The sequence below is a fragment of the Nitrospirota bacterium genome, from assembly GCA_040756155.1.
GTDB lineage: Bacteria > Nitrospirota > Thermodesulfovibrionia > JACRGW01 > JBFLZU01 > JBFLZU01.
Genome location: JBFLZU010000095.1, coordinates 37798 through 50121, shown reverse-complemented (window position 1 = coordinate 50121; position 12324 = coordinate 37798). Strand labels below are relative to the sequence as shown.

The following is a 12324-nucleotide window of genomic DNA, read 5'->3' as shown; positions in this document are numbered from 1 at the left end:
GAATCCCATTCACTTCTATGCGTCTATAAGACACATAGAATAATCCTTCTGAAGTTAATTTAATTTTCTGACACATATATGGAGATGTCAAATCTTAATTTTTTATGGGCTCATAAAAGATTTTTTTTAGGGTTTGATTGGAGTGTTTTATGGGGATTTATTTGGAAATTTTACACCTTATTTGTAGGCTTTTACTTGAATACTGATGATTTTTCCTGTAATTCGAGAGTCTATTCCACACTTGCTGTAAGGATGCTCGTCAATGACGGTAACATCTCTGAAACCCGCTTTCCTTATCGTGTTCAGGTATTCTTGTTTTTCTAGGGCTCCAGCAATACATCCTGCCCAGGCTTCAAAGCTCTGTCGAACATCTTCAGGAAGCTTTCCTTCAGTTACCAGGTCAGATATATGGATCCTACCATTAGGTCTCAAAACCCTGAATGCTTCTTTGAAGGTGGCTAATTTATCTGGTGAGAGATTTATGACGCAATTGCTTATGATAACATCTATAGAGTTGTCCTCGATGGGTAAATTTTCTATCTCTCCAAACCTGAACTCAACATTTTTGTAGTCACCTTTCCTGGCATTTTCTCTTGCCTTTTCAATCATCTCAGGAGTCATATCCACGCCAATAACCTTCCCTTTTCCACCAACTTTCTGGGCTGCAAGGAAAACGTCCAGACCTCCACCGCAGCCAAGGTCCACAACATGTTCACCCTCTTTCAGTTCTGCAAGTGCTGTTGGGTTACCACATCCCAGTCCCATAACGGCTTCTTCCGGGACACCGCTGATTTCCTGCTTTGAGTATCCCATTGACCTTGCATGTTCAACAATGTCTGAAGTATAAGTGCAACTTGGACAACAGGAATCTTCTTTGGATGCTATCTTACCATATCGGTTCTTCACGTAATCTTTGATCTCTTTTTCATTACTCATGGCTCACCTCCAAATTTTAATGACATTTTAACCCACATGAAGGCATAGTGCAAGATAAATTTCAAAACCCTAACCCAGTATTCTATTTATGCTATGTTTAATCCAAACACATAGCTGTTATTCGAAAATACCAGTAGAATTTGTTAAAAAATACTGCTAAACTTATTTATGGTTGTAAATGGAGGGAAGTCAGTCATGGATGCAAGAATAGGGATCATTGGTTACGGGGAAGCAGGGCAGGCATTCGCCCATGGGTTATGTTCGAACAAAAAGATTTCAGTGAGCGTTTTTGATATAAGATTTAACGATGAGAAAATTTCACAATCGCTTATATCTAAAGCTAAACAGCAGGGTTTAATAGTTGAAAGAGATGTTGGATCATTAGTTTTGAACAATGACATCATTTTGAGTGTTGTGACCAGTGAAGTAGCCACTAAAGTAGTTGAAGATGCCTTGCCATTCATAAAAGAAGGAAAAGTGTATGTGGATATGAATACTGTTTCACCGAGAGTAAAAATTCTAATGAGCGAATTGATTGAGGCAAGAGGGGGATCCTTTGTTGAAGTGGCTATCCTGGGTACTATTGCTTCTTATGGATTCAAGAGCCCCGTGTTAGCTTGTGGGAAAAAAGCAGACGAAGTCGCCAATTTCCTGAGGAATATGGGCTTTGATGTGACATTTTTGTCCGAAGAGATCGGAAAAGCATCCTATATGAAAATGCTGCGGAGTGTCTTTGCTAAAGGTGTTGAAGCCCTTCTTATCGAAATGTTGCTTGGAGCTAAGCGTTGTGATTTAATGGAACCGCTCATGGACGCAATTGTCAAACATATGGATAAAACCTCGTTTCAAGAGATCGCTAATACATGGATTACAACCAATGTACTACATGGTAAACGGCGTGCAGATGAAATGGAGCATGTGATTGAAACGCTTAAAGAATTAAAGGTTAAACCAACCGTGAGCGAAGCGGTTCGAGATCGTTTAAAAAGCGTATCGGAATTGGGTCTAAAGGATTTTTTTAAAGGTAAAAAACCAGCCGATTACCGTGATGTAATTAACGCCATGGTAGAGATGGGTTATAGTTAAAAGCAAATAAAACGAGGTGATTCAAATGGGCTCTTCTTCTGGAGTGGTAATCTCACCTAATCTCTTTAACAGGTAGGTCTTCTTATCTTTATAGAGATTAGATAACTGCATATTGATTCTTTCATTAGCGAGAGACCATAGGCTGTTGCCTTGAGTATCACAGGCGACAAAAAATGGCCCCATATTCTCTACCTCCAGAATCCACATCGCTTCTGCAATTCCTAATTCTTCTTTCCAGTAGACTGCCTTAACCCTTTTTACTCCCTCGGCATACAGAGCACCGAGTCCATATCCAACAGACGTGAGGTAAACTGCATTGTATTCTTTAAAATATCGGTAAAGGTCTTCACGCATACCTGCTTTTCCAATTACGGCTCGCAAATGATATTTTTCAAGTAGCTTCGGAATCCAGGGAGAAAATCGAAAACCAGATGTGCAGGTTATGCCTGAGATTCTATATTCGTTTGGTTTCACTTCAGCCCCTGCAGGAGAACTATGCATCATTACGTTAAACTCGTTGGTGATGTCTATAGGGGGAGGATTTCCTTTTTCAATTACATGGATACACCATAAAGACCTTCCGGTAAAGATACCTCCATCCAAATAGACGATGTCACCCATTCTTAGATCCTTTACGCTTTCTTCAGACAATGGTATATTCAATCGAACTTCTCTCAATTCCAGGTCATCTAAGGATTGTATTGTCATTCCCAAGCCTCCTGAGCTATAGTTTTTCTCCTATAATAAGGCGTAAACCATTGCGGATCATCCTTATATTCAACTCTATTTTTTGAATCAATTCTGGCTGATGCCCTTCTCAGAGCATTACAATGCTGGTGGATAGACATCGGCGGTCCGCCGGTGTGTCCATAAGCAATTTCTATGTGAACATCCATGACCGTAACATCTCCCCACAGCCCCATTGTACCGAACATGGTAGAATTGGCCAGCTCTTTCAGTTCTTCCTCAAAATCTGCGATAAAGGGGTCTGGATGCCGATCTCCTACCGTACGAAGCGAAACAGCTTCCCGTGCCAATCTGAATGACACGTCCTTGTTTCCTCCAATCCCTATTCCTACTAAAGAGGGTAAACAGGCAAAACCTCGACGACCATTCACACTGATGGCGTCTAAAAAGAATCTCTCCATTCCCTCTATTCCGTCTCCAGGCAAAAGCCACCTGTAATCACTACCATAAAAGCCACCTTTATGGGAAACAGTTATCTCGATCCAATCCACCTTGGGTTCGAAGCTATAATAGATATCTGGAGCAAAAATCCCGACATTTGTGGTGGGGTTTTCATGCGTCATGGGATGCACAGCATTCGATCTCAGTGGAATATCTCTTGTAGCCCTGGCTGTAGCCCTTCTAAGAGCCTCCTCTAAAGATATAAATCCACCTCGAATCGAAGCTCTATTTCCAACCTTAACATAAAAACGAGGAATACCTGGGTCCGAACAGATAGACTTTTTTTCACTTTCTGCCTTTTCAAAGTTTTCTATTATTTTACCCAGGACATATTTCGGAAGTTTCTTAGACTCTCTCTGGTAAATATCCCTTAATGCCTTCTTGACATCATCGGGCATTTTCGTCGCAGCTCTGAAGTGCAAATTATATCCAATTTCTTCTAAGATGTCCGATTCGATAGGCATTACTACCTTCCTATTTCTCCTAAAGATAACTCTGTTTCAGCCACATTTACACCAAGTGCCCTGTAAACCTCTAATAGATTTTTGTTTACCTCCTTCTTAATATCGTCGTAAAGGTTTTCCCCGTAGGAATCCATGGATACCTCCAGTGGCCCAAAGTTTTCAACCTCGAAGACCCACATAGCTTCAGGCATGCCGAGCTCAAGCCAGTGTACGGCTCTGACTTTTTTGATCTTTTTACCATAATAAGAAGCCGCTCCTCCGACAGCCGAAAGATAAGCTGCTCCACACATCTTTAATGCTTCAGCTACTCCACTGCCCATCCCGAGGCCTTTACCTATGACTATCTTTACGCCCCACTCTCTGATAGCTATAGGTTCCACTTTATCAAAACGTCTACTGGTGGTAGGCCCGGCTGAAACAACAATCCATTTACCTCCAACCTTCTTTGTTATAGGGCCACAGTGCCAGTGGACACATCCCTTCAGATTCTCAGGAAGCCTCTCGCCTTTCTTTAAAAGTTCGAAGGCATGGTCATAGGCCCTATCCCTCCACGCATGTACTACTCCGTCGATGAACACGATGTCACCTACCCTGAGCCTCCTGACATCCTCTTCCAAAACTGGGGCTCTAATCCTGTATTCAGCCATCTAAGTCACCTGAATATCTGGATGGGTTAATCCCTCAAATCTTCCATCGTTATACAACCTCCCCACAGCAAACCTTCCAGTAGTCCAGCAACCCGGGGCGACTACAAGAGCAGGAGAGATCGTGTGACATCCTGCGAGCTCTACGTGCACGGCGAGAGCCGTAGTGTCCCCTCCTAAAGCGCCGGGTCCTATCCCAAGTGAGTTAATGGCATTCAAGAGTTCTTCTTCAAGCTGAGCAGTCATGGGATCGGTGCTTCTGGCTCCAGTGGGGATTCGGAAGGTGGCTTTCAAAGCTATATGAGTGGCTATCGTCACATTAGCGCCTATGCATATCCCTATCACATGAGGCGGACATGCCCATCTTGAATTATATATTACCTCCAGAATCCCTTTCTTGATGTTTTGAAGCCTTGGCCCTGTAGATGGCATTCTTACAATCGTCGTAGGCATATCTTCCCCATCTCCCCTTGCAACAGCTTTAATCTCTATGTAGTCTGCTCCAGGCTTAAAGTCATAGACAACATAAGGCATTCCCCATCCAACATTGGTTCCAGGGTTTTGGCAGGTCAATGGATGAACAACATTCTCTCTTAAAGGTGTCTCTTTAGTAGCTTTTTCAGTTCCAAGGTTCAGAGCTGCATTAATGTCTCCTCTTACCCTAGCATACTCTCCTATAGTTACAAAGTATAAGGGTATGCCTGTGTCTTGGCATATAGGCCTTCCCTCTTCGTGAGAGCATCTTATAGCCTCAATCATCCTTTTAAGCCTTGCTTTGGCTCCAGGATGGCGCTCTTTCTTTAGATGGTCTTCAATGACCTTTATATAGAAATCTGGGAACCTTGTAGCAGCAGTCTTAAGGAGGATGGCCCCAGCCTTAGCAACTAACTCTTGAGATATAACACCGTCACTCACAATTATCATTCTTGCCGAAACTTAAACATTACAAGATATTGATAAGGGTAGCACTAATAATTGCCAACTAAACTGACAAACTAATTGAATTTTCTACCACTGAACAATTTAACAATTTATTTAACTACAAGGCTTAATCTCTTGGATAAAATGTAAAAATCTCTCTGAAATCAACCTCTGAAATTTTCGAGGATACACAATTGTAAAATTTTGAAACATTTTCATACCTTCAATTTTTACTATTCTTACCGAGCCTATCTCTAATTCCCTCTTTACTGGGCATTTTGAAAGAATAGAAACCCCTACCCCACTTTCTACCGCACCTTTCACAGCCTCTGTGCTTCCAAGAGTCATGATAATATTTAAATCTTCGATCCGTTTCTCCCTTTCATGGAGATAGTGTTCAATTGTAGTCCTTGTGCCAGACCCCTCTTCTCGAATAATAAAGGGTTCTTCCAGTAGCTCTTCAAGGGTAATCGATTCTCGAGTTACCCATCGATGATTTGAAGGGACAATAAGAACCAGTTTATCTTTAATATACGGGTAATAAAGAAATGAATCTCCATACATAGATAATGGTTCACTCACAATACATAAATCCAGTGTGTCCTGTAGTAAGGATTTTATTAGCGTCTCCGTATTTGAAATCTGAGCGATGACTTCGGCATCGGGGTATTTTTGCTTGAATGCCTCAATGACCGTAGGAAGATAATATCTACCGATTATAGAAGTTGCACCAATGATTAGTTTACCCTTTATCGAATGGGTAATTTTACCTATCTCTTTTTCTGCTTCTTCATAGATCTGGAAAATCTTTTTCGCATAATTAAAAAGAATTTTCCCAACATCTGTAAGAACGACCTTGTTTCTCTCCCTATTAAATAACCTAACCCCAAGTTCCTCCTCAAGGGATTTAATTTGAAAAGAGACAGCTGGCTGGGTTATGTACAGTACTTGACCTGCTTTAGAGAAGCTTTGCAACTCTGCAACGGTGCAAAAGATTTTGAGACGAAAATCGAACATAGAACCTTTTAATCCTTGGTGGCAGAAAAATAAAAAATATACCTAAATCCAATGCGCTCGCTGTGCATTTTCATAAACAATTATAAAGCATATAAAGGAAGAGTGTAAAGAGGTTTTGATGAGTGTTTTCCATTTTCTATTAAAGTTTTTTTCTGTATAATTATATCAATCTGACAAGAAGAGGATGTTCATAAAAAGAAAAAGAGTAACAAAAGAAGAAGGGATTAATCTCCTGGACAAAGCAGACCTTTTGAGTCTCGGTGAGGCAGCAGATAAGATCAGGGAAGAGTTGCACCCTGAGAGAATTGTAACCTTTGTTGTTGACAGAAATATAAATTACACGAATATTTGTATAAGTCGCTGTAAATTCTGTGCCTTTTACAGAGACGAAGATGACCCAGACGCATATATATTGAGCAAGGATGAAATCTTTAAGAAGATAGATGAGACGATTACGCTCGGTGGCACCCAGATACTCATGCAAGGGGGACTACACCCTACCCTTTCGATTGAGTTTTTTGAAGACCTTTTCTCATCCATAAAACAAAGATATGATGTACAGATTCACTCCCTTTCACCACCAGAGATATATCACATAGCAAAGATATCAGGTCTTAATATCCCTCAGACGCTCAGGCGTCTAAAGTCTGCCGGACTTGACTCTATCCCAGGAGGCGGTGCCGAGATACTTGTTGACAGGGTTAGAAGTGAGATAAGCCCTAAGAAGATAGGTTGGGAACAGTGGGCAGAGGTGATGATAGAGGTACACAAACTTGGCATGCCTACAACAGCAACGATGATGTTTGGTTCTGTGGAAACAGGGGAAGAGATAATTGAGCACCTCATAAGGATAAGAGAGATACAGGATAAGACAGGAGGATTCACCGCATTTATCCCATGGACATACCAATCAAACAGGACTGAACTCGGTGGCAGAAGTGCCACAGGAGTAGAGTATCTCAAGGTTCTTGCGTTATCTAGGATAATGCTTGATAACATAAAAAACATCCAGGCGTCCTGGGTTACTCAAGGCGCCAAGATGGCACAGGTTGCTTTGAAGTTCGGTGCAAATGACTTTGGGAGCACCATGCTTGAGGAGAATGTAGTAGCGGCAACGGGGGTGAGTTACAGGACGACAAAGGAAGAAATCATAGATCTTATAAGGGACGCTGGCTATATCCCCGCACAGCGGGATACGTTGTATAATATTTTGAGGATCTACTAATTTATGATTAGAAAAGTTGTCCTTGGTATGAGTGGTGGTGTAGATTCTTCTGTATCTGCAGTCCTGCTTAAAAAAGAAGGATTTGAGGTAACAGGTGTAACATTCCAGATATGGGACTGGAGGGTCACAGAGGATATGGCAACCTGCTGTTCTCTGGTATCGGCAGAGACAGCAAAAAGGGTGTGCGAAGAACTCGGAATCAGACATAAGATACTTGACCTCAGAGATGCCTTTGCAGACAAGGTTATAGAGGATTTCTACTCAGAGTATTCAAGGGGATACACACCAAACCCGTGTGTAAGATGTAACAGATTTATAAAATTCGATTTCCTCCTCAGGGAAGCAGATAGGCTTGGTGCTGAATATATCGCAACCGGACACTATGCAAGGATAGAGGCTATGAATAATCGCTACATCTTGAAAAAGGGGGTTGATTTCAGAAAAGACCAATCATATTTTCTCTATGTGATGACACAGAAGCAGTTAGGTCACACAATCTTTCCACTCGGAAGTCTTACAAAGGACAGAATAAGAAAACTCGCCAGAGAGATGGGGTTACCTGCCGCAGAGAGACCTGAGAGCCAGGAGATATGCTTTATCCCTGAAGACAATTACCCGCTATTTCTGAAAAATCTTATCCCTGAGAAGATTATCCCTGGGGTAATTATTGATAAAAAAGGGAAAAGATTAGGGACACACAAGGGTATATGTCTTTATACAGTCGGACAAAGGAAAGGACTTGGCATTGCAGCACCGAAACCACTTTATGTTATTAATATAGACGCTGAGACCAACACTATCGTTGTGGGAGAAAAAGAGGATGCATATGGTTCTGACCTTATCGCTGATGATGTAAACTGGGTAGCTATCGATGGTCTCAATAGCACAATTAGATTAAAGGCAAGAATACGGTATGCCATGAAAGAGACAGAGGCGACCATAGAGCCACTTTCAGACAAGATGGTTAAGGTGCGATTCGATGAACCCCAATGGGCAATCACACCGGGACAGTCGGTAGTCTTCTATGATGGGGATGTGGTGGTTGGAGGAGGGATTATAAATAGAAATTACTAAATTATCGCCTTCCATAGATATACCAGTAAATATAGCCTACCAGAAAGGCTCCTCCTACCGTATTCCCCAGTGTAACCGGGATGAGGTTGTATACAAGAAAGTCGGTTACGTTTAGATGGGATAAGTCCAGATGAGATATAACGGGTGCCACGTCAGACTGACTGGCTGCCAGTATTCCCATGGGGATCAAAAACATATTGGCGACGGAGTGTTCAAACCCAAGAGCCACAAAGGCTGTTATGGGAAAATAGATTCCCAGAATACGACTGATGTTATCTTCGCCGCTCACCGATAGCCAGACCGCAAGACAAACCAGAAAGTTGCATCCAACCCCCCGCCAGAACGCTGTCCAGAATCCAAGATTTACTTTAGAATTGGCAATATCCACCATAGTGAAACCCACTTCCATATCATTGAGAAACCAGAGCTGGGAGAGACCAATGAGCGATACCAGCATTAATGACCCTGCAAAATTGGTACTATAGGAGATTAGCCAGTTTTTAAGCATGGCAATGAATCCGATCCTTCTGGAAAGAAGGCCTATCACCATTAAGTTATTACCAGTAAAAAGTTCTGCTCCAACCAGGATAACCAGGATCAAACCCAAGGAGAAAACGGATCCACTAATTAATCTTGTTATTCCAAAACCAGAGTAAAAAGATATATCGCTCACCACTACCGTCATCAGAATACCACCTAAGGCAATATAAACCCCGGCAAGCAGACCCAGTAGAATCATTTTAGGAAAAGGAAGGACTGTTTTTGTAATACTGAACTCTATCAGTTTTTCCATCACTTCGTAACCTGTTTTATATCCCATAGTTTCCTCCCTATCACCATCCATTGATACTCTCTACTGTAACTTCTTTTATTTTACCATAGTCCCTCATATCAAAGGTTACTACAGAGAACCCGAGTGCAATAGCAGTTGAAGCAATCATGAGGTCATGCGCCCCAACCCGTATGCCTTTTTTAAGAAGTCCTGCCCAGAGTTTTGCATATATTCTTGCTGTCGAAACATCAAAAGGATAGATAGGAAAGGTTCCTATAACCTTTTCTACATACGCTTCTCGTTTAAGCCGTCTCTTTTCTGAATTAGTCCTGTGAACTCCGTGGAGTAATTCAGAAACCGTTATTACGCTTATCCCAAAGGGTTCCTCTTCTCTGCCTTTTATAAGTTTATCTATATCCAGATCAGCTCGCTCTAAAGCAATCAGTAAACTTGTATCGAAGATTATCCCCATTTATCCTCCTCAGGTAAGCCAGGTTGACACCTTATAATTTCCCGTAAGTCTATTTCGAAGAGATTTGCTTCGTCCCCTAAGCGTGGAATCTTTTTAAGAAGTTCCTTAATCTCTCCAATCGTATGCCCTTTTGAAGAAACCTCCACAGGCACCATTGAAGCTACAGGTTTTCCACCTCTCAAAATAATATAGTGATTACCCTTAAATTTTATTGTGTTCAACAGTTCAGAAAATCTTCGAACTGCCTCCGTGGCGCTGATTGTCTTTTCCATAAACTTACCTCCAATGTCTTAAAATAAGATAATCATATTTTACATATCTGAATCTTGTAGTCAAGTAAAAAGTCAAATCAAAGAGAGGACAAAAGTGGGTCATTGACACCTGCCTCTTTAAAGCCTTTTGCCCTCAGGATACAACTATCACACCTACAGCATGGAACAAAGGCTGAAGGCTGAAGGCTAAAGGCTGAAGGAGTAGCAGGCTGGGGGTCATAGCAGCTCCAGGTGATGCTATAATCAACACCGAGTTCAATCCCTTTCTTTATTATCTCTGCCTTTGTGAGGCTGATCAATGGGGTTCTTATCCTGAAACGCATCTTCCCTTCAACCCCTGCCTTTGTAGCAAGGTTTGCCATTTTTTCAAATGCCTCTATATATTCAGGTCTGCAGTCAGGATAACCGCTATAATCGATCACATTAGCCCCCATAAATATATCCTCCGCATTGATGACCTCTGCCCATGCAAGAGCAAATGAGAGGAAGATTGTATTGCGAGCAGGAACATAGGTGACTGGGATAAGCACTTCTGCACTCTTTTTTGGTACTTCTGTCTCCGATGTCAAAGCAGAGCCACCAATAGCCCTGAGGTCTATATCCATAATAAGATGTTCCTTTACACCAAAATATTCTGCTATTCTCTTTGCTGCTTCGAGTTCATGGCTATGCCTCTGACCATAATTAAAACTCAGGGCATAGACTTCGTACCCCTCTGAATTGGCTATAGCAAGGGTTGTAGTCGAATCTATCCCACCGCTCAGTAAGACAACAGCCTTTCTTGTAGTCATACCCTTGTTTTTCTTTTCCATATATATCTGTGCAATTGAAGTTGAAGACGGACAGGGAGGCAGTCCTCAATTATCCATTCTGCAAGTTTATATGGTTGTAGTTTGCCGTAAACAGGAGAAAATAATATCTTACAGCCCTCAGGAAATCTATATTTGTTGATTATCCCCTTTGACCAATCGTAATCATCCCTATCCACCATGACAAATTTAACCTCATCATTAGATGTAAGCAGAGATATATTACCAAAGTCCATCTTGCTTGATTCTCCGCTATTAGGTGTCTTTATATCCATGATTATATGCAGTCTACCCCTGTCATTCTTAGAACAGCACCCCTTTAGTTCTTTTAAATCTATACTTCCGTTCGTCTCTATAAGTACCGTATATCCATCTGATAGAAGGCGCTTAGCAAGTGGATACACATCCTTCTGAATAAGTGGTTCTCCACCTGTAATCTCGACCAGTTTGTTTCTGGACACCCTTATCTCTCTGATAACTTCATCCACAGACATTTCATAACCATCGTAAAAGGAATATTCTGTATCACAATATGAACACCTGAGGTTACACCCTGTAAGCCTTACAAATGTACACGGAAGTCCTGCAAAGCTGGACTCACCCTGAATACTCTTGAATATCTCATTTATCAACATAGACCTTCTTACCTATCTTGCCCTCTGTGCCATCAATCAATCTCTTTATATTTTCCCTATGCCTGTAAATTATCATTAGGGATATGGCAAGTGAGAATATCAGGTTTATAAGCGAATAGTTAAAGACTGTAACAAGTAGAGGCAGACACAAAAATGATACGATCGCCCCCAGGGATGAGTATCTCCACAAAATTACGGTTATAATCCAGATGGCAACAGAGATGGCTGCTACTATAGGCAGATAGGCTGATAATACACCAAAACTTGTCGCAACACCTTTTCCACCCTTGAATCCAAGAAAAACAGAATAGTTATGACCGATTATTGAGCATATTCCTGCAGAGGCTACCCATGCATTATCGACTCCTGCCGCTCGGGCAATTATAACTGCTGTAGCACCCTTTAACATATCAGCAATGAGTGTTATCACTGCCTCTTTTTTCCCCACAATCCTGAGGACATTCGTAGCGCCTATGTTACCACTTCCATACGCCCTGATATCTACTCCTTTCAGTCTTGAAATAAGAAGACCAAATGGTATTGAACCTAACAGGTATGCAATTATAAACACGATTATGATCATACTTCCTTCGGGGACAGTCCCGATTCTAATCCCCCCTCGCCCCCCTTTAGTAAAGGGGGGATGGGGGGATTTTGGTGCCGTAAATCTGGGACAGTCCCCTAACCTCCGTAATCATCTCACTATTCACTCTTCACTATTCACTTCTTATGCCTGCCTCCAGAACGATACGAAATACCCAATACCAGAGATTATTCCGAAAATCATGGAAATCCAGAGTGCAATCATT

15 protein-coding genes are annotated in these 12324 nt (G+C 41.7%); 3 read left to right on the top strand and 12 right to left on the bottom strand.

Features of this window, described 5'->3' with window-relative positions; genetic code table 11:
* Nucleotides 1-177: 177 nt before the first annotated feature.
* Entirely contained in the window at nucleotides 178-936 is a 759-nt protein-coding gene (locus tag AB1488_09315) for an arsenite methyltransferase (GenBank protein MEW6410288.1), read from the bottom strand.
* Nucleotides 937-1131: 195 nt separating this feature from the next.
* On the opposite strand from AB1488_09315, the gene AB1488_09310 reads away from it, so the two are divergent.
* The gene (locus tag AB1488_09310) at nucleotides 1132-2022 is read left to right on the top strand and encodes a DUF1932 domain-containing protein (protein MEW6410287.1); all 891 of its coding nucleotides are present in this window, start codon (nucleotides 1132-1134) and stop codon (nucleotides 2020-2022) included.
* A gap of 21 nt (nucleotides 2023-2043) precedes the next feature.
* On the opposite strand, the gene AB1488_09305 is transcribed toward AB1488_09310, so the two are convergent.
* The 5 genes from AB1488_09305 to AB1488_09285 form a co-directional block, all read right to left on the bottom strand.
* Nucleotides 2044-2730, bottom strand: coding sequence for a fumarate hydratase C-terminal domain-containing protein (locus AB1488_09305; GenBank protein ID MEW6410286.1), 687 nt, complete (start codon nucleotides 2728-2730; stop codon nucleotides 2044-2046).
* Nucleotides 2727-3674: a fumarate hydratase gene (locus AB1488_09300; protein MEW6410285.1), complete on the bottom strand. Its 948-nt coding sequence runs from the start codon at nucleotides 3672-3674 to the stop codon at nucleotides 2727-2729. Before AB1488_09300 ends, AB1488_09305 begins: the two co-directional genes overlap by 4 nt.
* A 2-nt stretch (nucleotides 3675-3676) precedes the next feature.
* On the bottom strand, nucleotides 3677-4321 hold the full coding sequence (locus tag AB1488_09295) for a FumA C-terminus/TtdB family hydratase beta subunit (GenBank protein MEW6410284.1): 645 nt from the start codon (nucleotides 4319-4321) through the stop codon (nucleotides 3677-3679).
* Nucleotides 4322-5242: a fumarate hydratase gene (locus AB1488_09290; GenBank protein ID MEW6410283.1), complete on the bottom strand. Its 921-nt coding sequence runs from the start codon at nucleotides 5240-5242 to the stop codon at nucleotides 4322-4324.
* Between the two features lie 111 nt (nucleotides 5243-5353).
* A complete protein-coding gene (locus AB1488_09285; protein ID MEW6410282.1) occupies nucleotides 5354-6256 on the bottom strand; it encodes a selenium metabolism-associated LysR family transcriptional regulator in 903 nt (300 codons plus the stop codon).
* 184 nt (nucleotides 6257-6440) lie between these two features.
* Here AB1488_09285 and mqnC point away from each other — a divergent pair, with 184 nt between their 5' ends.
* Together mqnC and mnmA are read left to right on the top strand one after the other, a co-directional pair.
* Entirely contained in the window at nucleotides 6441-7481 is a 1041-nt protein-coding gene (gene mqnC / locus AB1488_09280) for a cyclic dehypoxanthinyl futalosine synthase (protein MEW6410281.1), read from the top strand.
* Between the two features lie 3 nt (nucleotides 7482-7484).
* Nucleotides 7485-8555: a tRNA 2-thiouridine(34) synthase MnmA gene (gene mnmA, locus AB1488_09275; GenBank protein ID MEW6410280.1), complete on the top strand. Its 1071-nt coding sequence runs from the start codon at nucleotides 7485-7487 to the stop codon at nucleotides 8553-8555.
* 1 nt (nucleotide 8556) lies between these two features.
* Here mnmA and AB1488_09270 read toward each other — a convergent pair whose 3' ends face one another.
* From AB1488_09270 to plsY, 6 genes are all read right to left on the bottom strand, one after another.
* The gene (locus tag AB1488_09270; protein MEW6410279.1) at nucleotides 8557-9375 is read right to left on the bottom strand and encodes a formate/nitrite transporter family protein; all 819 of its coding nucleotides are present in this window, start codon (nucleotides 9373-9375) and stop codon (nucleotides 8557-8559) included.
* A gap of 13 nt (nucleotides 9376-9388) precedes the next feature.
* Nucleotides 9389-9799 (bottom strand): type II toxin-antitoxin system VapC family toxin, encoded by a 411-nt coding sequence (locus tag AB1488_09265; protein MEW6410278.1) that lies wholly within the window; start codon nucleotides 9797-9799, stop codon nucleotides 9389-9391.
* Nucleotides 9790-10071, bottom strand: coding sequence for a type II toxin-antitoxin system Phd/YefM family antitoxin (locus tag AB1488_09260; GenBank protein MEW6410277.1), 282 nt, complete (start codon nucleotides 10069-10071; stop codon nucleotides 9790-9792). The genes AB1488_09265 and AB1488_09260 overlap by 10 nt, the downstream gene beginning before the upstream one ends.
* Nucleotides 10072-10148: 77 nt before the next feature.
* Nucleotides 10149-10862, bottom strand: a complete 714-nt coding sequence (gene queC, locus AB1488_09255; GenBank protein MEW6410276.1) for a 7-cyano-7-deazaguanine synthase QueC — start codon at nucleotides 10860-10862, stop codon at nucleotides 10149-10151.
* Nucleotides 10859-11515 (bottom strand): radical SAM protein, encoded by a 657-nt coding sequence (locus AB1488_09250; protein ID MEW6410275.1) that lies wholly within the window; start codon nucleotides 11513-11515, stop codon nucleotides 10859-10861. The genes queC and AB1488_09250 overlap by 4 nt, the downstream gene beginning before the upstream one ends.
* Entirely contained in the window at nucleotides 11502-12098 is a 597-nt protein-coding gene (gene plsY, locus AB1488_09245; GenBank protein ID MEW6410274.1) for a glycerol-3-phosphate 1-O-acyltransferase PlsY, read from the bottom strand. The genes AB1488_09250 and plsY overlap by 14 nt, the downstream gene beginning before the upstream one ends.
* Nucleotides 12099-12324 lie beyond the last annotated feature (226 nt).